This window comes from Ureibacillus thermosphaericus (genome assembly GCF_002370195.2).
GTDB lineage: Bacteria > Bacillota > Bacilli > Bacillales_A > Planococcaceae > Ureibacillus > Ureibacillus thermosphaericus.
In genome coordinates, this window is the sequence record NZ_AP018335.1 from 2,859,567 (window position 1) to 2,883,935 (window position 24,369).

The following is a 24,369-nucleotide window of genomic DNA, read 5'->3' on the forward strand; positions in this document are numbered from 1 at the left end:
TGGAGGACAATAGAATGAACTGGTGATTTCCTAATTTAATGGGATATCTTCTCTCTAATCCTCCGAATTAAATTATTCTTTCAAAACTGGATAACGACATTGAAATGATTGGTTAAGTCCTCGATCGATTAGTATCCGTCAGCTCCACACGTCACCGTGCTTCCACCTCGGACCTATCTACCTCATCGTCTTTGAGGGATCTTACTTGCTTATGCAATGGGAAATCTCATCTTGAGGGGGGCTTCATGCTTAGATGCTTTCAGCACTTATCCCGTCCACACATAGCTACCCAGCGGTGCCTTTGGCAAGACAACTGGTACACCAGCGGTGTGTCCATCCCGGTCCTCTCGTACTAAGGACAGCTCCTCTCAAATTTCCTACGCCCACGACGGATAGGGACCGAACTGTCTCACGACGTTCTGAACCCAGCTCGCGTACCGCTTTAATGGGCGAACAGCCCAACCCTTGGGACCGACTACAGCCCCAGGATGCGATGAGCCGACATCGAGGTGCCAAACCTCCCCGTCGATGTGGACTCTTGGGGGAGATAAGCCTGTTATCCCCGGGGTAGCTTTTATCCGTTGAGCGATGGCCCTTCCATGCGGAACCACCGGATCACTAAGCCCGTCTTTCGACCCTGCTCGACTTGTAGGTCTCGCAGTCAAGCTCCCTTATGCCTTTACACTCTGCGAATGATTTCCAACCATTCTGAGGGAACCTTTGGGCGCCTCCGTTACCTTTTAGGAGGCGACCGCCCCAGTCAAACTGTCCACCTGACACTGTCTCCCAAGCCGATTAGGCTTGCGGGTTAGAATTTCAGTACAACCAGGGTAGTATCCCAAGGGCGCCTCCAGGGAAGCTGGCGCTCCCCCTTCTACGGCTCCTACCTATCCTGTACAAGTTGCACCGAAATTCAATATCAGGTTACAGTAAAGCTCCACGGGGTCTTTCCGTCCTGTCGCGGGTAACCTGCATCTTCACAGGTACTATAATTTCACCGAGTCTCTCGTTGAGACAGTGCCCAGATCGTTACGCCTTTCGTGCGGGTCGGAACTTACCCGACAAGGAATTTCGCTACCTTAGGACCGTTATAGTTACGGCCGCCGTTTACTGGGGCTTCAATTCGGAGCTTCGCTTGCGCTAACTCCTCCTCTTAACCTTCCAGCACCGGGCAGGCGTCAGCCCCTATACTTCACCTTACGGTTTTGCAGAGACCTGTGTTTTTGCTAAACAGTCGCCTGGGCCTATTCACTGCGGCTCATCAGGGCTTGCACCCCAATGAGCACCCCTTCTCCCGAAGTTACGGGGTCATTTTGCCGAGTTCCTTAACGAGAGTTCTCTCGCTCACCTTAGGATTCTCTCCTCGACTACCTGTGTCGGTTTGCGGTACGGACACCTCCCGCCTCGCTAGAGGCTTTTCTTGGCAGTGTGAAATCAGGAACTTCGCGCGTAACGCGCTCCCCATCACAGCTCAGCATATTAGGAAGCGGATTTGCCTACTTCCACGCCTTGCTGCTTGGACACGCTCGACCAACGGCGTGCATTCCCTATCCTCCTGCGTCCCCCCATCACTCAAACGGCGGGGAGGTGGTACAGGAATATCAACCTGTTGTCCATCGTCTACGCCTTTCGGCCTCGACTTAGGTCCCGACTAACCCTGAGCGGACGAGCCTTCCTCAGGAAACCTTAGTCATTCGGTGGATGGGATTCTCACCCATCTTTCGCTACTCATACCGGCATTCTCACTTCTAAGCGCTCCACCAGTCCTTCCGGTCTGACTTCGACGCACTTAGAACGCTCTCCTACCACTCGTGCAACGCACGAATCCACAGCTTCGGTGAATCGTTTAGCCCCGATACATTTTCGGCGCAGCGTCACTCGACCAGTGAGCTATTACGCACTCTTTAAATGATGGCTGCTTCTAAGCCAACATCCTGGTTGTCTAAGCAACGCCACATCCTTTTCCACTTAACGATTACTTTGGGACCTTAGCTGGTGGTCTGGGCTGTTTCCCTTTTGACCACGGATCTTATCACTCGTAGTCTGACTCCCGTGTATAAATAGCTGGCATTCGGAGTTTGTCTGAATTCGGTAACCCGAGGTGGGCCCCTAGTCCAAACAGTGCTCTACCTCCAGTATTCTTCACACGAGGCTAGCCCTAAAGCTATTTCGGAGAGAACCAGCTATCTCCAAGTTCGATTGGAATTTCTCCGCTACCCACACCTCATCCCCGCACTTTTCAACGTGCGTGGGTTCGGGCCTCCAGTGAGTGTTACCTCACCTTCACCCTGGACATGGGTAGATCACCTGGTTTCGGGTCTACGACCACGTACTCAAAACGCCCTATTCAGACTCGCTTTCGCTGCGGCTCCGCATCTTCTGCTTAACCTTGCACGTAATCGTAACTCGCCGGTTCATTCTACAAAAGGCACGCCATCACCCGTTAACGGGCTCTGACTACTTGTAGGCACACGGTTTCAGGTTCTCTTTCACTCCCCTCCCGGGGTGCTTTTCACCTTTCCCTCACGGTACTGGTTCACTATCGGTCACTAGGGAGTATTTAGCCTTGGGAGATGGTCCTCCCGGATTCCGACGGAATTTCACGTGTTCCGCCGTACTCAGGATCCACTCAGGAGAGGATGGATTTTCGACTACAGGGCTTTTACCTTCTCTGGCCGTCCTTTCCAGAACGGTTCGTCTAACCCATCCTTTTGTAACTCCGTATAGAGTGTCCTACAACCCCAAGAGGCAAGCCTCTTGGTTTGGGCTGTTCCCGTTTCGCTCGCCGCTACTCAGGGAATCGATTTTTCTTTCTTCTCCTCCAGGTACTTAGATGTTTCAGTTCCCTGGGTGTGCCTTCTTAACGCTATGGATTCACGTTAAGATACTGTTCCATTACGAACAGTGGGTTCCCCCATTCGGAAATCTCCGGATCAAAGCTTACTTACAGCTCCCCGAAGCATATCGGTGTTAGTCCCGTCCTTCATCGGCTCCTAGTGCCAAGGCATCCACCGTGCGCCCTTAACAACTTAACCTTTTCGGTTTTCGATACGCTGCGCAATACTTCGTCAATTTCGCTCGTTCGAATCCTCATGTACGCATATAGTACACTCCGGTTCTCACTCGCTCATTTCCTTGTCTTGCTTGCGTCTCGCAACCCTTACGGCTTTCAATCCACGTCGCATTTACGTCGTGTTAGCCTAGTTGTTTGCGCTTTACAGTAAATTGCTTGCTTTCAATGTCGTTTATCCAGTTTTCAAAGAACAACACTATAACTTTGAAGGTCATAAACCTTCAAAACTGAACACAAAACGCTAACGCTTCCGTAAATATCCTTAGAAAGGAGGTGATCCAGCCGCACCTTCCGATACGGCTACCTTGTTACGACTTCACCCCAATCATCTGTCCCACCTTCGGCGGCTGGCTCCCGAAAGGGTTACCTCACCGACTTTGGGTGTTACAGACTCTCGTGGTGTGACGGGCGGTGTGTACAAGGCCCGGGAACGTATTCACCGCGGCATGCTGATCCGCGATTACTAGCGATTCCGGCTTCATGCAGGCGAGTTGCAGCCTGCAATCCGAACTGAGAACGGTTTTTTCGGATTGGCTCCGTCTCGCGACTTCGCGACCGTTTGTACCGTCCATTGTAGCACGTGTGTAGCCCAGGTCATAAGGGGCATGATGATTTGACGTCATCCCCACCTTCCTCCGTATTTGTACGGCAGTCTCCTTAGAGTGCCCAACTGAATGATGGCAACTAAGGACAAGGGTTGCGCTCGTTGCGGGACTTAACCCAACATCTCACGACACGAGCTGACGACAACCATGCACCACCTGTCACCGCTGTCCCCGAAGGGAAGGCTATGTCTCCATAGCGGTCAGCGGGATGTCAAGACCTGGTAAGGTTCTTCGCGTTGCTTCGAATTAAACCACATGCTCCACCGCTTGTGCGGGCCCCCGTCAATTCCTTTGAGTTTCAGTCTTGCGACCGTACTCCCCAGGCGGAGTGCTTAATGCGTTAGCTGCAGCACTAAGGGGTGGAAACCCCCTAACACTTAGCACTCATCGTTTACGGCGTGGACTACCAGGGTATCTAATCCTGTTTGCTCCCCACGCTTTCGCGCCTCAGCGTCAGTTACAGGCCAGGAAGCCGCCTTCGCCACTGGTGTTCCTCCATATCTCTACGCATTTCACCGCTACACATGGAATTCCGCTTCCCTCTCCTGCACTCAAGTCTCCCAGTTTCCAATGACCCTCCCCGGTTAAGCCGGGGGCTTTCACATCAGACTTAAGAGACCGCCTGCGCGCGCTTTACGCCCAATAATTCCGGACAACGCTTGCCACCTACGTATTACCGCGGCTGCTGGCACGTAGTTAGCCGTGGCTTTCTAGTAAGGTACCGTCAAGGTGCAGCCAGTTACTACTGCACTTATTCTTCCCTTACAACAGAGCTTTACGATCCGAAGACCTTCTTCGCTCACGCGGCGTTGCTCCATCAGGCTTTCGCCCATTGTGGAAGATTCCCTACTGCTGCCTCCCGTAGGAGTCTGGGCCGTGTCTCAGTCCCAGTGTGGCCGATCACCCTCTCAGGTCGGCTACGCATCGTCGCCTTGGTAGGCCGTTACCCCACCAACAAGCTAATGCGCCGCGGGCCCATCCTATAGTGATAGCGGAGCCATCTTTCAACATCAAAGCATGCACTTTGATGTTTTATCCGGTATTAGCACGCGTTTCCGCGAGTTATCCCAGTCTATAGGGCAGGTTACCCACGTGTTACTCACCCGTCCGCCGCTAACCTCATGAAAGCAAGGCTTTCAATTGGTTCGCTCGACTTGCATGTATTAGGCACGCCGCCAGCGTTCGTCCTGAGCCAGGATCAAACTCTCCATAAAAGAAAATTTGATTTGCTCAAAAATTTAATGTCCGAATCTAGTTTGTCAACGAGGGTTAACAACTAGACAATTTATTGCATTAACGTTTTGTTGTTCAGTTTTCAAGGTTCATTTTTGTTTCGTTATTTATCGGTCGAAACAACTTTTTTATTTTAACATCTTGTTTTGTTATTGTCAAGATGTTTTTTGTTATTTTTTGTTTTTTATTACAAAACTTATCTCGTCCGCTAAGGACATGTTATATATTAAAACACATTTCATTAGGAGTCAATAGTTTTTTTGAAAAAAATTTTTAGCATTTTCAAATCTAGTACAAACAACAAAATTCCTGCAATTACTATAATTCCACCAACAATTTGTGTAACTATCAATTTTTCTCCAAAAATAAACAATGCTAAAATTGATGCACCAACTGGTTCAAATAATATTGCAATTGAAATAACTGTAGTGCTTATCCATTTAATAGCCCAGTTAAAAAGTGAATGGCCAAGTAAATTCGGAAGGATTGCAAGCAACAAAAACCATATCCATGTCATCATTGGATAAGGACCAAATGACTCTTCTCTTATTATGACATAACATAATAAACAAACTGTACTAATAGAATATACGACCATCGTATATGTAATTAAGGATAATCTCTTTCTTACATCTTGTCCAAATAAAAAATATGCTGTTACTAAGCCACAAGCAATAAGCGCTAGTATATCTCCAAATAAAGCATTGCCACTTACTTTAAAATCTCCCCAACTAATTAAAACACTACCGGATATAGCAATAATTCCAGACAATATTGTTTGCATTGTAATGCGTTCTTTAAAAAATAAATATGTTCCTACAAAAGCAAATAAGGGCTGCATTGTAACAAGAACCGTAGAACTTGCAACCGAAGTGTAGTTTAGTGATTCAAACCAAAGTATAAAATGAAATGCCAAAAAGATTCCGGCAATTGTAGAGAACAACCAATCTCTTTTATTTAACATTTTTAATTCGTGTACATGTTTTTTTAAAAATATCGGTGACAAGATTAACACCGCAAATAGCATACGGTAAAAAGCGATAACACCCGATTCAGCATCTGCTAGTTTTACCAAAATAGCAGAAAAAGAAATCGAAATGACACCAATAATGATTGCTATAGATGGATGAATCGGTGGTTTTTCCATTTTATTTACCCCTAACTTTACTTTATTCAATATCCATTTTTACATGATTAATGTTTTTGCACAATAAAAAAAGGGGGAAATGTCTTGGGGTACTTTCACATTTTTCATGAAACGATTCGCAGCGTCGTTTTATTTAAATTGGCCTTTGCTGCAATGTTAAGTTTAATTATCGGAATCGAAAGAGAATTAAAGAAAAAACCTGTGGGATTAAAAACTAGCTTAGTAATTTCTACATTTAGTTGTTTATTAACCATTATTTCGATTGATACTGCATATAGTACCCCTCCTAGAGGTGATATCAACATCACAATGGATCCACTAAGACTTGCAGCCCAAATTGTGAGCGGAGTCGGCTTCTTAGGTGCAGGTGTCATTTTAAGAAAAGGAAACGATAGTATTACAGGTTTAACCACAGCTGCTATCGTTTGGGGAGCGGCTGGAATTGGAATTGCTGTCGGTGCCGAGTTTTATATAGAAGCATTATTAACAGTTATCATTGTCGTTTTCGGTATTGAAATCGTAGCACCTTTTTTAACAAAAATTGGGCCAAAACGAATAAGGATGCGAGAACTTTCTCTTAAAGCAAAGATTGCACATAAAGAAAATATAGAGGAATTGCTAAAGTTCATGAAAAAAAACGGGATGGTTATCGATAATATTCGCATTACTGGCGAAAATCTGACTTATGAAGTTGATATTCGTTTTTCCACATTATTAAAAAATAACACTTATACAGTTTTTAACACCTTTCATGCACTTCCTTATATTCAAAAAATTGAAATTGAAATTTTATCTTAATTTGGAGGAAATCGATGTTAGAAATAATAAAATTACTAAAAGACGGAAATAAACCATCATTATCTGCAGCAATTGTGAATTTAACTTTAGGTATTATTAAAGGAGCAGCTTATTTTTTTACAGGGAATGTAGCCATGTTTGCCGAAATGATGCACTCATTAGGAGATGCAGCCAATCAATTTTTCGTCTATATTGGTTCTGCTTTATCAAAAAAGGCGCCTACAAAACGGTTTCCAAATGGATTTGGGCGGGTAGTGAATCTTGTTTGTTTAGGAGCAGTCATCATCGTTGCAATACTTTCTTACGAAACAGTAAAAGAAGGTCTCCATCATTTTTTACATCCTAAAGAACAATCAGATGGAATCCTATTCGCCCTTGGTGTTTTGTTATTGGGAACGATACTGGAAGCCATTGTTCTACAAAAAGCTGCAAAAGAAACTTTACATGAAGTAGGAATCGAAACTTCCGGTATAGGAGCAATTCCAAAATCAATTATTTATTTAAACCGAGCTAAACCAGCGACAAAATTAGTATGGATGGAAGATGCAGTTGCTACCGCGGGAAATGTACTAGCATTTCTAGCTATCATTATCGCTTATTTTACGAATTTTTACGCATTAGAAGGTTTAGTATCCATGATTATAGGTGTAATGATGTTTTATGTAGTGGGTCGAGTATTCCTTGACAACGCTCGTGGTGCAATCGGCGAAACAGATGAAGAAATGTTAATACACATTGGTAATTTAGTAATGGAAGATCCCCATGTAAAAGATATTGAACGGTTAGAAGTTGTAAAGGAAGGAGAGTTTCTACATGTTGAAATCGTTGTAGAAACCAATCCTCATCAATCTCTTGATTATTTAGATGGCGTCCGAGATCACTTAGTTGAATTAATTTTGGCTCAAAAAGGCGTTACAAAAGTAACTCTCGCTTTTGACAAAGACGACGGAATAACAGAGTGGAAATATCATAAAAAGAATAATGGATAACTTAATTGTGAAATCGCTAAAATGAATTATCATGTTAATACAATGATATATTACACTGTTAAAGATAATAGGCTGTCTAATACTAGACAGCCTACCCATTTATAAAGACATCCTCAAAATTTCTCTTACATCGTTCTTCTCAAGAACTTTAAAACGTCCAATTGGACCATTCGCCATTGCTTTTTCAACTAATAATTCCAACTTTGAATCATCAATAGAATAATCTTTAAGTGAACTTGGAGCTCCTAGAGATGTCCAAAACTCTCTTAAACGTTCAATTCCTTCATATGCAACATCTTCTACAGTCTTATGAGACGGATTTACTCCAAACACTTTCGTAGCCAGCCGAGCAAAACGATGTGGATTGACATGCATTACGTGTTTCATCCAGTTTGGAAATAGAATCGCAAGCCCCCCACCATGTGGAATATCATATACTGCTGATATGGCATGCTCGATTTCGTGAGTTGCCCAATCACCATCTGATCCCATTGATAGTATCCCATTTAAAGCAATCGTTCCAGATAATAATATTGTTTCCCGCAATTCATAGTTTTCCAGATTATCTACTAGTTTTGGTGCTGTTTCGATAACTGTTCTGAGTACTCCTTCACACAATTCATCCATTACCAATGTATTTTCCGCATCATGGAAATATTGTTCAAATACATGGGACATCATATCAACAATACCGTATACAGTTTGATCTTTTGGCACGGTTATTGTGTATGTCGGATCAAGAATAGAAAACTTTGGAAACACCCTTCCGCTTGCCCATCCATATTTTTCTTTCGTTTTTTCGTTGGAAATAACAGAATTTGCATTCATTTCTGATCCAGTTGCAGCTAACGTTAACACTGTTCCAAGAGGCAATGCATCTTTTACCTTCACTTTTTCCGTTACAATATCCCATGGATCTTCTTCCATTTTTGCTCCAGCAACTATTAATTTAGAACAATCGATAACCGAACCGCCGCCAACCGCAAGTACAAAATCAATAGATTCTTTCTCACAAATATCAATTCCTTTTCTAGCCGTTTCAACTCTTGGATTTGGTTCTACACCGCTTAATTCGAAAACGTTCAAATCTAGTTCTTTCAATATAGAAGTCACTTCATCATATAGCCCGTTTCTCTTAATGCTGCCTCCTCCAAAAACAAGCAGAATATTTCTCCCGTATTTTGGAAGCTCTTTTTTTAATTTACGTATTTCACCCTTCCCAAAATATAATCGAACAGGATTAGTAAAAACAAAATTATTCACTCAAACTCTCTCCTTTATGAGCAAATTTACAGTTCCCACTACCAGTTAAAATCCGAATAAACAAATAACACCATTTTTCAATACAGAAAAATGGTGTTATTCTTCTTCAAGAAGCAAAATCTAAATCAAGATTCAATTGTATATTACACCCATCCGCGGAAGCGGGAAGCTTCAGCTGTACGGCGAACACCAACCATGTATGCAGCAAGACGCATATCGATATTTCGGCTTTGCGCAGTTTGGTAAACATTTTCAAATGCATTGACCATTCTCTCGTGCAATTTTTCTTTCACTTCTTCAGCAGACCAATAATAGCCTTGATTATTTTGAACCCATTCAAAATAAGAAACCGTTACCCCACCAGCAGAAGCAAGTACATCTGGTACTAATAAAATTCCACGTTCAGTTAGGATTTTTGTTGCTTCTGCAGTTGTAGGGCCGTTTGCAGCTTCGACAACAATTTTTGCTTTAATGTTCGGCGCGTTTTCAGCTGTAATTTGGTTTGAAATTGCTGCAGGAACTAAAATATCGCAGTCTAATTCTAACAATTCTTTATTTGTGATTGTATCTTCAAACAATGTTGTCACTGTTCCAAAACTATCTCGACGATCTAGTAAGTAATCGATATCTAAACCGTCTGGATCATATAAAGCACCATAAGCATCGGAAATACCAATGACTTTTGCACCCAGATCGCTCATGAATTTCGCCAAGAATCCACCTGCATTTCCAAAACCTTGAATAACTACTCGTGCACCTTTAATATCAATACCGCGTTTTTTCGCTGCTTCCTGGATGACAATTGTTACGCCTTCTGCAGTTGCACGGTCACGTCCTTGTGAACCGCCTAAAACAATTGGTTTTCCTGTAATGAATCCGGGTGAATTGAACTCGTCAATTCGACTATACTCATCCATCATCCATGCCATAATTTGGGCATTCGTAAATACGTCTGGAGCAGGAATGTCTTTTGTAGGTCCCACGATTTGGCTCACAGCACGAACATACCCACGGCTTAATCGCTCCAATTCACCCATTGACATTTGACGAGGGTCACAAACAATTCCACCCTTACCTCCGCCATATGGTAAATCAACAATACCGCATTTTAAAGTCATCCACATGGAAAGCGCTTTCACTTCATCCTCGGTCACATCTGGATGGAAGCGTATTCCTCCTTTAGTCGGACCAACCGCATCTGAGTGTTGAGCACGATAACCAGTAAATACTTTCGTTGTACCGTCATCCATTTTTACAGGGATGCGCACTTTTAACACGCGAAGCGGTTCTTTTAATAATTCATACATCGCTTCATCATATCCAAGCCTATTTAATGCTTCTTTAATCACATCTTGTGTTGAAGTAAGAAGATTTACATTTTCAGACATATATTCTCGCCTCTTTTAACTCAATGATTTAATATTTTGAGAAGATACCTCATCATCATATTAACATACTTTGTAAATAAATCGAGTTGATTGTATTGGTAATTTCCATTTTAATGATGTCCTACCATATGTACAACCATTTTTTCTCCCTATTTATTTATTAGCTCAACAAATTATTTATCATTCATTTTGAATCGAGTAGGAGGGAGCGATTAACTCCCGTCCTCTCACACCACCGTACGTACGGTTCCGTATACGGCGGTTCAATTAAGATGATTGACGCAAGTCTTTATAACTTCCGTGAATAGCTGTTCTCTTTATGCCAGTGGTCACTCCACCCTCCAAGAGGTCTCCCACGGGATTCACCGCTTCCTTCCTCAAGTGAGGTACTACGTTTTCTGTGTTCATCATGACTCACTGAATGCCAAGGGCTATTCTCTCTTAATTGTTCGGTCCTTCTTAGTAGTTCTAAACCAACTAATACTATGACCTCTGCTGACTTCTGACGGTTCAGCTACTTATCACTAAGTAGGTTATGAAGCGTACTTCACCTATCCGCCAGACCTCCCCGGGTAAGAATGTAATCTTTCCTTCCATCTATCTGCTTCATTTACTCTGTACCACCTTTGGCAGAAAGGACTTTGTTTTGTTTAGCAAACTCATCCAATGATACCTAGCCTTATATGAAGTTCGTGTTCCTCAGACCGGAAGTTTGCCGCTCGCTTCCTTCAGATTCCGCGTCACCACGGACACCCTTGCGTTAAGCTAACTGTTACTTCTGCCTTCACAGTTCGGGACTTACACCCTATAGATTACACCCATGCCAGGCGCACTAAAAAAGCAGACGTGTAAAAACGTCTGCTTTTTAAATTATAACGTTTCAGAAATAGTTTTTGCTTGCATATGAAGAATCAAGTAGTCAGGTCCACCTGCTTTTGAATCTGTACCAGACATGTTGAATCCACCAAATGGTTGATATCCAACAATTGCGGCAGTACATCCGCGGTTGAAGTATAAGTTACCTACATGGAAATCTTCTGCAGCTTTTTGTAAATGGAAACGATTATTTGAAATGACAGCACCTGTTAAACCATACACTGTATTATTCGCAATTTCAAGTGCTTCATCAAAATCTTTTGCTTTTGTTATTGCAAGAACTGGACCAAAGATTTCTTCTTGCATAATTCGAGCATTAGGATCTACATCTGCAAATACTGTTGGATGGATGAAGTAACCTTTTGAATCATCATATTGTCCACCAACAACTAAGCGGCCTTCTTTCTTCCCAATCTCGATATATTCAGCAATTTTCTTAAATGCTCCTTCATCGATTACTGGGTTTACATATGTTTCAACATTTGCAGGATCTCCTACAACAAGTTCATTTGTTAATTCAGCAACTCGTTCTACAACTTTATTGTAAGCTTCATCTCCTACAATGATTGCACGTGAACATGCTGAACATTTTTGACCACTGAATCCGAAAGCACTAGTTACAATAGATTGAGCTGCTAATTCTAAATCAGCATTTTCAGCATCGTCTACGATAATCGCATCTTTACCACCCATTTCAGCGATTACTCGTTTAAGCCAAATTTGTCCTTCATTAACAACGGCAGCACGCTCATTGATGCGAATACCAACATCACGAGAACCAGTGAAGCTGATAAAGCGTGTACGTGGATGATCTACTAAATAATCTCCTACTTCTGAACCTGGTCCTGGAATGTAGTTAACAACTCCTGGTGGCATTCCTGCTTCTTCTAAGATTTCCATGAATTTATAAGCAATAACTGGTGTTGTAGAAGCTGGTTTTAAAAGTACAGTATTACCTGTAACAGCAGCTGCTACAGTTGTCCCAACCATGATAGCAAATGGGAAGTTCCATGGTGAAATAACAACACCAACACCTAACGGAATATAAACATATTTGTTGATTGTTCCAGGATTTTCTTCAAGCGGTTTTCCTTTTGCAATTTCTAACATTTGACGACCGTAGTATTCTAAGAAATCGATCCCTTCAGCAATATCTCCATCCGCTTGTACCCATGGTTTACCTGCTTCTTTTGTTAACCATGCCGCTAATTCAAATTTACGGCGACGAACAATCGCTGCAGCTTTAAATAAAACTTCTGCACGGATAACTGGATCTACTTTTTTCCATGTATTGAACGTTTTATCTGCAATTTGCATTGCCTTTTCTGCAATTTCTTTATTTGCTTTTGAAACTCGACCTACAACTTCCGTTTTATTTGCAGGGTTATAAGAAGTAATTTTATCTTCCGTTGTAATTCTTTCTCCACCAACAATTAATGGATAATCCTTGCCTAATTCACTTTCAACTTTTTTTAATGCTTCAAGATACTTTTGACGATTTTCTTCAATTGAAAAATCAGTTAGGGGTTCATGTTTGTAGGGAATCATTATTACTCCTCCTTAAAATAAATTACATAAATAGTATGCAAAAAATATTTGCACCTATAGAATATTTATATATATAATAATGCAAAATATTATTGCATTTTTCAATACATATTATATAACATAATCAAAAAAATTTTTTGAGGGTGTTGACGATGTCTCTAAATAGTAAACAACTTCTAAAACTGTATGAATTTGCTGTAGAACATGTTTCAGTTGGCATTCATGCTGTTGATACGGAAGGAAGAACGATCTTATATAATAAAAAAATGAAAGAAATAGAAGGTTTTGATGTGGAAGACATTACCGATCGTTCTATTTTAGAACTTTTTGCATTTCGCTCCCATGACAGTACGTTGTTGCGCGTATTAAAAACTGGAATCAAAGAGATCAACGTAAAACAAACATATTTTAATAAATATGGTCATGAAATTACCACGATTAATGATACGTACCCCATTTACGAAGGGGAAAAACTTATCGGTGCCATAGAATTTGCCCGTGATATCACTTCTTTGGAAAAACTTATTTATCAACCTTTACGTCGATATGGGGAACCATTAACATTTGATGTCATTACTGCGATCTCTGAACCGATGCAAATCGTTAAAGAAAACGCAAAAAAAGCAGCTCGTGCCCGTATTCCTGTATTATTAATTGGAGAATCTGGAACAGGAAAAGATTTAATAGCAGAAGGAATCCATCACGAGCTTCAGCCGAAAAACGATGAATTTGTTACTCTTTTCAGCAGAAGGCCAAATCAATTAGAAAGATTAAAAACGTATTTAAAACAAGATAAATCATATACATTTTTCTTTGAACGAATTGAATTTTATTCCCTCTCCACTCAAAAAGAACTACATAAACTGTTAACAAGCCTACCGCCAGAAAAGCATATGGTTATTGGCAGTGTCGGTGGAGACCCAATTGATTTAATTGGCAATCATCAATTGCTGAAAGACCTATATTATTATTTTGCTTCAATGAGCATTTCTATACCCGCTTTGCGCACTAGAAAAGAAGACATTAAACCTTTCGTAAATGATTACTTTTCAAGACATCGCGAACGTTTTAATTCGAATATTCAAGGTTTGTCAAATGATGTAATGGAATTGTTTCTTGAATATGATTGGCCTGGAAATTTAAAGGAATTGGAACTATTGTTAGATGAAATCGCTTCGATGATTACAAATGAAAAATACGTTACATACGAAATGTTGCCATTACATTTCCGGTTTAAGTTACAACAACAAAACGAAAAAATGAGAAAACCGGATTTTTTCCTTCTTCAACAAAATCGGGAATTATTGCCATTAAACGAGTATTTAAAAGAAGTGGAAAAATATTATTTACAACATGCATTAGAAATGAACGAAGGAAATATTACAAAAACTGCCCAAGCATTAGGTATGACACGACAAAATTTACAATACAGACTAAGAAAATTAAACATATAAAAAATCCCAAAAGCATACTCGCTTTTGGGATTTTTTTAATGCCCTCTCTCAATCCAATCTTGAAGTTTTTCCTTTAGCGTCTGAAAACCGTTTGCATCCTGTTCATTTACACGTTCTTGTAATGTTTTTTTCGGATTCTTATCCATTTTCTTTTGTGGTGGTGGGTCTTGAAGAGCACGGGTAGATAAACTAATTTTTTCGTTACGTTCATCAATATCAAGTATTTTTACTTGTATTATGTCACCAACTTTAAAAAAATCTTCTACATTTCGAACGTAACCATAAGTAATTTCAGAAATATGAACAAGACCTTGTGTTGATTCATCTAATGCCACAAAAGCTCCATATGGTTGAATCCCGGTTACCTTCCCTGTTACAACTTCACCTACTTCATATTTTTTTTTCATAATTTTTTCCTACTTTCTTTCACTACGTAAATGTCATGTTAAATTATAACATAACGAGTAACGGCGAAACAAAAAATCACCTTTTTTTGAAAAAAGCTTCCAATTTTTTTTGATGAATTTATAAAAGTTTATCATAACATTAATTTTGAAAGTAAAATAAAAAGTGTCGACTTTTTTTAAAGGAGCGACACTTTTTATCACTTTTTATATAATACATTTAGCTTCAAATTTAATCGCAATTAATTGATAAGCCATTTCCACACAATTTTCGAAAGGAATCCAAATTTCAAAGGAGTGTTCGTATACTCTCTGAATTACTTTTGCTAATTCTGTGGGATCATCTATCGCTTGCAACGCTGCAACTACATCGCTGGCTTCAATTTCATAAGCACCTTCTCCCATTTGAAAGGGATCCCATTTCATTAAAGCTTGCTTCGCTTTTTTATTCATTAATACGTCTTCCACGAATTTCACCTAACACAAATTATTCTTTATTTTCCTTCTTATGATATCATATTATCATTAGATTTAAAGATAAAAAATAAATAGAAAAGAGTGATAATTGTGACAATCCAGTTCGATGAAATATATGAAAGAAGAAACACCAATAGTTTTAAATGGGACAAATTTAAAGAACGCTTCCGTGCAAAATACCGTGTCGAAGATGACTCTGATATTTTGCCAATGTGGGTTGCTGATATGGATTTTGCTGTTCCCCAAATTGTTATTGACGCAATAAAAGAACGATTAAATCATCCGATTTTCGGCTACTCCTACATCAGCGACGAATGCAAAGAGGCCATCCAACAATGGTACAAACGTCGCCACAATTGGCATATAAATAAAGATGCCCTGATCTTCCATAGCGGTGTTGTTCCTGCTATAGCTACGATTATTGAAACCTTCACAGAACCAGGAGACAAAATATGTATTTCAACACCGGTATATGCACCATTCTTCAGCATACCAAAAGCCCTTAATCGCCAAATAATCGAATGCGATTTAGTAGAAAGTAAAGAGCATATTTATGAATATGATTTTGAACAGTTGGAGGAAGCATTTAAAAAAGGTGTAAAAGCTTATATTTTATGTAGCCCACATAATCCAGCTGGAGTTGTTTGGTCAAAAGACACGCTGAAAAAACTCATCCAATTATGTATAAAATATGATGTTTTACTTATATCAGATGAAATTCATTCAGATATTGTCTTTGAAGGTCATAAACATATCCCGACTATGACTGTAGAAGGTGCCGAACAAGCAAAAATTGTCGCATGTATTGCCCCTACGAAAACATTTAATCTAGCTGGACTTCATGCAGCGATTATCGTAGCAGAAAATAAACAATTACGAAATGCATTAATTCAAAATAAAATGGCTCATGGTCTAGACGATTGGAACGTACTTGCAGCTAGCGGTGTACAAGCGGTATATGAAAAAGGTGACGAATGGCTCGATCGCATGATTCAATACGTCTCCAAAAACATTGACTATTTAGAGCAAGAATTAAATAAGTTGGATGGCATTCGAATCATTCGTCCTCATGCCACCTATCTCGTTTGGATTGATTATCGTGGAACTGGTCTTTCTGAAAACGAAATGATGGATCGTCTGATAAATAAAGGAAAAATCGCATTAGAACCAGGTACAAAATATAGTGAAGCTGGCCGAGGATTCCTTCGTATCAATTTAGCATGTCCATTTGAAACAGTAAAAGACGGTGTTGAACGATTCAAAAAAGCTTTATTATAAAAACATTTATTAAAGACTCTCAACCTATTAAAGGTTAGAGTCTTTTTATTTGTTACCTTTTTTCAATCTTCTATTTATTATATAATAAGAAAAAATAAATTCTTAATTATTTGAAAATGGGGTTGTTACAATCAATAAAGTGATGAAAAGATTTCCTCTTCGATTAACAATGTTTATTTTTTCCTTTGTTATCGTGTTATTTTCTATCTTAACCAGTGGAATTATTATGATTCATAATATTTCTGGCGCCTTTGAAAAAGAATTTGGATCTAGAGCAATCGCTATCGCCCGTACAGTTGCCCAACTAGAAGATGTACAAAAAACCGTTGGAAAAGAGGAAGGTTTTGAAGTTATTCAACCGATTGCAGAACGAATTCGATTGGCAACGGACGTCGATTATATTGTGATCTTCGATATGAAAGGTGTACGATATTCTCATCCGTCCGAAAGTAAAATTGGAACCATCAATGAAGAAATAAAAAACAATGAAGCTTTGTCACAACACGAATACATTTCAAAAGCAATCGGAGTTCAAGGATTCTCGATTCGTGCGTTTGTACCTATTATGAATCCAGATGCTACAAAACAAGTAGGTGTCATCACAGTCGGAATCATTACGCCAAAATGGTACCAATTAGTAGGAGAATATCAATTAGATATTTTTATCGCATTATTTTGGGGGTTACTGATTGGGTTGATAGGATCGATCTTGATTGCCAATCTAATTAAACGGCAAACGTTAAACTTAGAACCATATGAAATTGCTCGTATCGTGGAAGAACGTTCAGCAATTATGCAAGCAATGGATGTTGGAATTCTCGCCACAGATGGCCGAGGGAAAATTACATATATGAATCATTTAGCTAGAAAATATACTCATTTTTTTGCGAAGGAAGGAACATTAAAAGAGGTATTTAAAAATACTTGGTTAGCCGAAGAACGCCTTGAAAAACAAGAAAGTTATAAACCGCTATCTTTGTTCAATCAAATGTACTTAGTCCGAATTTTTCCACTAAAAATACATGATAAAAATGCTGGTTCCCTCATCGTCATTACTGACCATAAAGAAGCACATACCTTAGCTGAAGAATTAACTGGTGTAAAAACTTTAGTGGATACACTTAGGGCTCAGCACCATGAATTTTTAAACCGATTACATAGTATTGCGGGGCTTATTCAACTCAATCGAAATGAGGAAGCCATCAGTCTAATCTTAGATGAAATTACTGATGAAGAAAGTGTTTTTCAAAAAATTAAAGATAAAATACACGATTATTCCATTCAAGGACTATTAATTGGAAAATTCTCAAGAGCGAAAGAATTAGGTGTTGAGTTAACATTAAGCGACGATTCCTATTTGCTTGATTATGTCACAGGTTTTTCTAGTGGCGACTTAATCACTATTATTGGGAATTTGCTAGATAATGCAATGGAAGCATGTCTTTCTAAAGAAGAAAGATATGTAGATATTCTCATTCAAGGGGATCAAGATTATTTATATATTGAAGTACAAGATAATGGCGTTGGAATTCAAGAACCAGTGGAACAAATTTTTAATTATGGTTATACAACGAAAAATAAACAAGGCCATGGGATTGGATTAGCATTAGTGAAGCAAATTATCGAGTCCAATCATGGAACAATTCAAATTTTTTCAGAGGTTGGTGTTGGCACAACAATAATCGTACAAGTTGGGAGGAATGTACTGTGACCAATATAAATGTCTTAATTGTGGAAGACGATCCAATGGTATTGGAAGTAAATAAGAGTTTTTTAAAGAAAATTAATGGATTTAACTTAGTTGGGGAAGCCCAATCAGGTGAACAAGCCTATCGAGAAATTAAGAACAAAACGCCTGATTTAATCCTTTTAGATATGTATTTACCAGATATTTCTGGGTTAGAGTTGTTTTACAAAATTCGTCAAGAACGCCTCCCAGTTGATATTATTATGATTACTGCAGCTAGAGATGCAAAAACAGTTCAAGAATTGACACGCTTAGGAGCTTTCGACTATTTAGTGAAACCTTTCCGCTTAGAAAGATTCCAACAAGCGTTAGAAGATTATGCCCGCTCAAGAAAAAAATTAACAACGAAAACCGAACTTAAGCAAGATGACATCGATGATTATTATGGCATGTATTATGAGTCTCAAAAAGAATTACCAAAAGGACTCAATGAAATTACAATGAAACAAATCACCGACAAATTAAAAGAAATCAACGGTCCCGTCACAGCTGAACAACTAGCACAAAATACAGGCATGGCGAGAGTCACTGTAAGAAAATATTTAGACTATCTTGCGAGTATTAGTGAAGTCAAAATCGATTTAAAATACGGTACAGTGGGTCGTCCAACAAAATATTATTCCCTTTAATAAGAGCTATCAAGGCTCTTATTTTTTTGCCTTCATCTATGTAATACAACAGTTATTATTTCAAAATAACTGTTGTATACCAAAAAGAACAAAACGTCCATTAATACCATAATATTGAGAATTTTCGTTTTTCATATAACATGAAACTATCTACATCAAACAGCAAGTTCAAGGGGAAAACGATGAGAGATTCAATAAAAGTAATTCTATTTTGTTTTCTATTAGTCATACCATTTTTAACTCTTGCGTGCTCTCAAATAAAAGATTATCCCACTGATTTAGAACAGTTAAGTGAAGATGAGCGACTTGTCATCCGATTTTCCCATGTCGTAGGTGAAGATACACCAAAAGGGATGGCAGCTAGAAAATTTGCTGAACTCATTAAAGAACGATCAAACGGTCGAATTGAAATACAAGTGTTTTCAAACGGAACTCTTTATAAAGATGTGGAAGAATTGGATGCCCTTTTAAGAGGAGATATCCAATTAATTGCTCCTGCTATTTCGAAGTTGACAGATTTGGTTCCTGAACTTTCTGTATACGATCTTCCCTATGCTTTTAATTCATTAGAAGAAGTTCATGAATTTACAGAAAGTGAAGCCGGGAATCGATTAAAAGATTTATTAAAAATGCATAATCTTATCGCTCTTGGTTTATGGGATAGCGGTTTTAAACAAATTAGCAACGACATTAGACCGATCGAGCATTATCAAGATTTAAAAGGAATACGGATGCGCATTATGCAGAGCGATATTTTAGCTCAACAATATTACATTGTTGACGCCTTTCCTAGAAAAATCGATTTTAATACCGTCTTTCAATCGCTGAAAAAAGGTGATATAGAAGGACAAGAAAATACGTTAACAAATATCACAAGTAAAAACTTTTATTCATTGCAAAAATACTTAACTATTTCAAATCATGGATATTTAGGTTATTTTCTACTATTTAATTTAGATTTTTGGGAAAGTTTATCTGATGAAGATCAGGAACTTTTTACCGAGACGCTTCATGAAGTTCAAGAATGGCAATGGCAGCTTGCAGAAGATTTGAATGATAAAAGACTGCAGGAAATTGAAGAATGCCAATGCATACAAATCTATTATTTATCTGAGGAAGAGAAAAAAGAATGGGAAGAACATTTTACGCCCGTATATCACTACTACACCCAACATTACGGGGATTACTACATTCAAAATCTTCCGAAATATAAATATGTCAAATAGGTAAAAAAGAGACTTTGCGCTCTTTTTACAATAAAAACATTACTACATTTAAGGGGGATAATTACATGAAGAAATGGCTATTAGCCACTATTTTAGGGGTACTAGCTCTTGTCCTTGCTGCATGTGGCGGCAGTTCAAGCAGTGAACCAAAATCCAGTGAAGATTACACTGCTGACAACCCACTTATTATCAAATTCTCACACGTAACTGCAGTTGATAGTGTAAAAGGTAAATCTGCTAACTACTTTGCTGAATTAGTAGATGAAAAAACAGAAGGTCGTGTAAAAGTTGAAGTTTATCCATCTTCACAATTATACGGCGATGCGGATGAGCTTGATGCATTAGTATCAGGGAACGTACATATGATCGCTCCATCCGTTACAAAAATGGTGAAAATCGACCCACGTTGGCAATATGTTGATATGCCATATTTATTCAAAGATGAAGAACATGTTCAAAAATTCTTTGATTCAGAAGTAGCGCAAGAATTATTCAACTCTCAGCAATTAGCACAAAACGATATTAAAGGTATGGCATTCTGGCCAAACGGTTTCAAACATTTCTCTAACAACAAACATCCATTAGTAAAACCTGAAGACTTCAAAGGTTTGAAATTCCGTACACAAGCTGGACAAGTATTAGAAAAACAATTTGAATCATTAGGTGCAGGTTCTGCAACAATTTCATTCGGTGAAACTTACGCAGCTCTTCAACAAGGAACTGTTGATGGTGCAGAAAACCCATTCAACAACTTTGATACAATGAAATTCTATGAAGTTCAAAAATATTTATCTACAACTCAACATGGTCGCCTTGACTATGCAATTTTCGTAAACAAATCGTTCTGGGAATCAATGCCTGAAGATTTACGTGTATTAGTGGAAGAAGCGCTTAGTGAAGCTACTGAATACGCTCAAAAATTAGCAGCTGAAGAAAACCAAAAATCCTTCGAAAAAATCAAAAGCTTAGGCACTGTTGAAGTTTATGAAATGACTGATGAAGAGCGCCAAGCTTTACGAGAAGCTTTACAACCTGTTTATGATGAATTTACTGATGTCATCACAAAAGAATTAATCGATGGCATTACAGCATTAGCTGAATAATTCATCCTTATAACACAGTCTTTTCCCTATTTTTTTCGAGTGTCGAATTTATTTCGACACTCCATCTTTTTTCATATATGTATTCCATTATAAGGGAGTTGATAACAAATGAAGGCATTATCGAAGCTTTGGACTTGGTTAGAAGAAATATTAGCCAGCATCTTTTTTGGCGTCGGTGTATTATTGATCTTCTACGGAGTTGTTATGCGTTACTTTTTAAATCATCCTCAAGCATGGGTAGAAGAAGTCGCAAGGTATTCAATAATTTGGGGAACATTTTTAGGATTTGGTATGGCGCTAAAACATAATCAACATATTCAAGTAGATATTTTATATGATCGTTTAGGAAATAAGGGAAAGTATTTCATCAATATACTAGCGACAGTGCTATCGATTGTTTTCTGCCTAATCTATACATATTACGGATGGAATTTAGTCACTGCTCGCATTAGTTCCGGAATGGTATCTCTAGATGTAGGAGTCCCTATGTGGATTGTTTACCTAATACTACCAATCTCAGGAGTGCTTTTCCTGCTTCGTTTCATTGAAAGGTTGGTAAACATTCTGCGTAGAAAGGATGAAGACTATGCTAACCCTCTTAATTAGTTTCTTTGTATTGATTTTTTTACGTGTTCCAATTGCTATTAGCTTGGCTCTAGCTACCATATTAATGTTATTCATGGCTGATTTTAATATGAACATGATGCCGCAACGCATGTTTACGGCACTTGATTCCTTTCCTATGATGGCCATTCCTGGATTCGTATTAGCAGGTGCCATTATGGCTCGTGGGGGAATTTCAAAATATTTAATTGAGGCATTACGTGCCTGGGTTGGACACTTACCTGGTGGATTATCGGTCGTAACACTACTTGCATGCGGGATTTTCGCAGCAATTTCTGGTTCCTCTCCAGCAACAGCAGCTGCAATTGGTTCTATCATGATTCCTGCATTAGTTGCTGCTGGATATGAGAAAAAATACGCTCTCGGATTAGTGGCTGCTGGAGGAACTCTTGGTATTTTAATTCCTCCGAGTGTACCTCTCATTATTTACGGTATTACATCGGAAGAATCGATTGGAAAACTATTCATGGCCGGGGTTATCCCTGGATTAGGGTTACTTGCTGTATTAATTGTAGCAGCGATTGTATATGCAAAAATGCAGGGATATCAAGGCGATGAAAAAGCAAGTTGGGAAGAACGCGGTCGAAAATCGTTGAAAGCCATTTGGGGTGCATTTTTGCCGGTATTAATTTTAGGTACGATTTACTCAGGGGTTGTAACTCCGACTGAATCTGCTATTATTGCTGTTGTTTATGGCCTCATCGTTTCAATTTTTATTTACCGCGAACTAAGTTGGAAAGATTTCCGTCAAATCTTAGTTGAATCCATCAACGTAACAGCCATGATTTTCTTAATTATCGGGGCTGCTTCATTATTCGGATTATATCTCACAAACGAACAAGTTCCGCAAAAAGTTGGAGCGTGGATTGCGGAAAGCGGCATGAACAAATGGATTTTCATGCTCATTGTTAACTTGCTCTTCTTTATTTTAGGTATGTTCTTAGAAGCTGTATCCATCATATTAATTACATTACCAATTCTATTACCTATTTTAAAACATTTTGGCATCGACTTATATCACTTCGCTATTATCATGGTTATCAACTTAGAACTTGGAATGATTACACCACCAGTTGGATTAAACTTGTTCGTCGTTGCAGGTATAGCGAAGGAAAAACTTGGAATGGTTGTTCGAGGAGTTATTCCATTTATCGTATTAATGATTGCATACTTAGTTGTTGTCATTCTCTTCCCACAATTGTCACTTTGGTTACCATTTGGAATTGGAAAATAATTCACGTTATAACGGACACTTCCTACTGTGTCCGTTGCATTTTCATTAAGTAGGTGTTCACGTATGGAAACAAAGGGGTATCATATTAATGAAATGGGTTATTGGCGAGTTGTCGCGAGTCTCGGTTTAGCTTCAACTTTCATATTTGCAACTTTCTATGCCTTTCAACCACTCATTCCTGTATTTGAAAAAGAATTTGCAATATCCGTAACCTATTCTAGTTTAACCATGTCGCTTGCAACCTTATCTTTGATTCTAGGGTTGATTGTTTTAGGTTTTTTATCGGATCGGAATGGAAGAGTATTATTTATTAAACTTTCTATTCTTTTATCTATCATTCCTTTTCTGGTTATGCTTTTTGTGGAAAAGTATTGGATGATTTCAATATTGCGATTAATTCAAGGCTTCACCCTTGCTGGAGTTCCGGCAGCATCTCTTGCGTATATCGGAGAGGAAATCGATTCGAAAGTAAGAAATTTAGCAACATCCATTTACATTTCTACCAATGCGCTTGGTGGAATGATTGGACGTTTTCTTGCAGGGTATCTTTCAGAAAACTACAGTTGGCAATTAGCAATTACGATTATTACCATTTTTGGGTTTGGTGTATTTCTTTTTGTTCTGATTGCATTACCAAGATCAAAACATTTCGTTCCAAGTTCTGTAAGTTTTTGGGAAGATATTAGAGGTTTTGGATTTCATTTAAAAAATCCAAATTTACTTGTTTTATTCGGATTAGGTATTGTATTACAAGTCACATTTACTGGAACGTGGACATACCTCCCTTTCCAATTGGCAGAACCGCCTTTTTCAATGTCGCTTGACTCCATTTCCTTTTTGTATTTTGCCTATGCCTTTGGAATATTAGGAGCTCCAATTGCGAGTTGGCTATCAAATAAATTTACTTTAGATAAAGTACGAACTACTGCAATCTGCTTATTATCATTCGGAGTATTATGCACATTGCACTCTTCACTCTTTATCGTATTGCTCGGTTTGTGTGTAATTTGTTTCGGCTTTTTCACCGCCCATTCGCTAACTGCAGCAAGTGTTGGCAAAACTGCAACCCATTTAAAAGGAAGTGCATCAAGTCTTTATTTAGTTTCCTATTATATTGGTGTTGCATCAGGAAGCACCTTGGTTGCCCCCATTTATAATAATTTAGGATGGAAAGGGTTCATACTGATTACTGTCACTACAACAATTTCTTATCTTATCTTTTTAAATTTTTCGTTAAAAAGATTCCACCAAAAACATAGTGTATAAGGTGAAT

At 38.9% G+C, this 24,369-nt stretch carries 18 protein-coding genes and 2 rRNA genes; 11 read left to right on the top strand and 9 right to left on the bottom strand.

Translation table 11 applies throughout. The features are described from left to right. Positions 1-108: 108 nt before the first annotated feature. From UtA1_RS13880 to UtA1_RS13890, 3 genes are all read right to left on the bottom strand, one after another. Positions 109-3,035: ribosomal RNA gene (locus UtA1_RS13880) — 23S ribosomal RNA — on the bottom strand. A gap of 304 nt (positions 3,036-3,339) precedes the next feature. After that, a 16S ribosomal RNA gene (locus UtA1_RS13885) occupies positions 3,340-4,892 on the bottom strand. Together the 16S and 23S rRNA genes form the textbook arrangement of a ribosomal RNA operon. A 260-nt stretch (positions 4,893-5,152) precedes the next feature. Next, on the bottom strand, positions 5,153-6,058 hold the full coding sequence (locus tag UtA1_RS13890) for a DMT family transporter (RefSeq protein WP_096551650.1): 906 nt from the start codon (positions 6,056-6,058) through the stop codon (positions 5,153-5,155). Between the two features lie 153 nt (positions 6,059-6,211). Here UtA1_RS13890 and UtA1_RS13895 point away from each other — a divergent pair, with 153 nt between their 5' ends. Together UtA1_RS13895 and UtA1_RS13900 are read left to right on the top strand one after the other, a co-directional pair. Beyond that, positions 6,212-6,856, top strand: coding sequence for an MgtC/SapB family protein (locus tag UtA1_RS13895; RefSeq protein WP_083839557.1), 645 nt, complete (start codon positions 6,212-6,214; stop codon positions 6,854-6,856). A 14-nt stretch (positions 6,857-6,870) separates the two neighbouring features. Further along, on the top strand, positions 6,871-7,845 hold the full coding sequence (locus UtA1_RS13900) for a cation diffusion facilitator family transporter (protein WP_096551652.1): 975 nt from the start codon (positions 6,871-6,873) through the stop codon (positions 7,843-7,845). 99 nt (positions 7,846-7,944) lie between these two features. Here UtA1_RS13900 and UtA1_RS13905 read toward each other — a convergent pair whose 3' ends face one another. From UtA1_RS13905 to pruA, 4 genes are all read right to left on the bottom strand, one after another. Beyond that, complete coding sequence (locus UtA1_RS13905; protein WP_096551654.1) at positions 7,945-9,108, bottom strand: iron-containing alcohol dehydrogenase; 1,164 nt, start codon at positions 9,106-9,108, stop codon at positions 7,945-7,947. A 143-nt stretch (positions 9,109-9,251) separates the two neighbouring features. Next, positions 9,252-10,496, bottom strand: coding sequence for a Glu/Leu/Phe/Val family dehydrogenase (locus UtA1_RS13910; protein ID WP_096551656.1), 1,245 nt, complete (start codon positions 10,494-10,496; stop codon positions 9,252-9,254). A gap of 267 nt (positions 10,497-10,763) precedes the next feature. Further along, positions 10,764-10,907, bottom strand: coding sequence for a hypothetical protein (locus UtA1_RS17290; protein WP_172597779.1), 144 nt, complete (start codon positions 10,905-10,907; stop codon positions 10,764-10,766). Positions 10,908-11,366: 459 nt separating this feature from the next. Beyond that, positions 11,367-12,923: an L-glutamate gamma-semialdehyde dehydrogenase gene (pruA, locus tag UtA1_RS13920; protein WP_172597921.1), complete on the bottom strand. Its 1,557-nt coding sequence runs from the start codon at positions 12,921-12,923 to the stop codon at positions 11,367-11,369. Positions 12,924-13,072: 149 nt separating this feature from the next. On the opposite strand from pruA, the gene UtA1_RS13925 reads away from it, so the two are divergent. Next, positions 13,073-14,374 (top strand): AAA-type ATPase lid domain-containing protein, encoded by a 1,302-nt coding sequence (locus UtA1_RS13925; RefSeq protein WP_016839479.1) that lies wholly within the window; start codon positions 13,073-13,075, stop codon positions 14,372-14,374. Positions 14,375-14,409: 35 nt separating this feature from the next. On the opposite strand, the gene yugI is transcribed toward UtA1_RS13925, so the two are convergent. Both yugI and UtA1_RS13935 read right to left on the bottom strand, forming a co-directional pair. Further along, positions 14,410-14,781: a S1 domain-containing post-transcriptional regulator GSP13 gene (gene yugI / locus UtA1_RS13930; protein ID WP_016839480.1), complete on the bottom strand. Its 372-nt coding sequence runs from the start codon at positions 14,779-14,781 to the stop codon at positions 14,410-14,412. A 204-nt stretch (positions 14,782-14,985) separates the two neighbouring features. Next, positions 14,986-15,246, bottom strand: a complete 261-nt coding sequence (locus UtA1_RS13935; RefSeq protein ID WP_016839481.1) for a DUF1871 family protein — start codon at positions 15,244-15,246, stop codon at positions 14,986-14,988. Positions 15,247-15,345: 99 nt separating this feature from the next. Here UtA1_RS13935 and UtA1_RS13940 point away from each other — a divergent pair, with 99 nt between their 5' ends. From UtA1_RS13940 to UtA1_RS13975, 8 genes are all read left to right on the top strand, one after another. Continuing rightward, a complete protein-coding gene (locus tag UtA1_RS13940) occupies positions 15,346-16,533 on the top strand; it encodes a MalY/PatB family protein (RefSeq protein WP_096551662.1) in 1,188 nt (395 codons plus the stop codon). Between the two features lie 226 nt (positions 16,534-16,759). After that, the gene (locus tag UtA1_RS13945) at positions 16,760-18,244 is read left to right on the top strand and encodes an ATP-binding protein (protein WP_096552548.1); all 1,485 of its coding nucleotides are present in this window, start codon (positions 16,760-16,762) and stop codon (positions 18,242-18,244) included. Next, a complete protein-coding gene (locus UtA1_RS13950) occupies positions 18,241-18,909 on the top strand; it encodes a response regulator (RefSeq protein ID WP_016839484.1) in 669 nt (222 codons plus the stop codon). Before UtA1_RS13945 ends, UtA1_RS13950 begins: the two co-directional genes overlap by 4 nt. 182 nt (positions 18,910-19,091) lie before the next feature. Next, positions 19,092-20,135, top strand: a complete 1,044-nt coding sequence (locus UtA1_RS13955) for a DctP family TRAP transporter solute-binding subunit (protein WP_096551664.1) — start codon at positions 19,092-19,094, stop codon at positions 20,133-20,135. A gap of 65 nt (positions 20,136-20,200) precedes the next feature. Beyond that, positions 20,201-21,238, top strand: coding sequence for a TRAP transporter substrate-binding protein (locus tag UtA1_RS13960; protein WP_096551666.1), 1,038 nt, complete (start codon positions 20,201-20,203; stop codon positions 21,236-21,238). A gap of 108 nt (positions 21,239-21,346) precedes the next feature. After that, positions 21,347-21,844, top strand: coding sequence for a TRAP transporter small permease (locus UtA1_RS13965; protein ID WP_096551668.1), 498 nt, complete (start codon positions 21,347-21,349; stop codon positions 21,842-21,844). Further along, positions 21,825-23,096, top strand: coding sequence for a TRAP transporter large permease (locus UtA1_RS13970; RefSeq protein ID WP_016839488.1), 1,272 nt, complete (start codon positions 21,825-21,827; stop codon positions 23,094-23,096). The genes UtA1_RS13965 and UtA1_RS13970 overlap by 20 nt, the downstream gene beginning before the upstream one ends. Positions 23,097-23,159: 63 nt before the next feature. Then, complete coding sequence (locus UtA1_RS13975) at positions 23,160-24,362, top strand: MFS transporter (RefSeq protein ID WP_096551670.1); 1,203 nt, start codon at positions 23,160-23,162, stop codon at positions 24,360-24,362. Positions 24,363-24,369 lie beyond the last annotated feature (7 nt).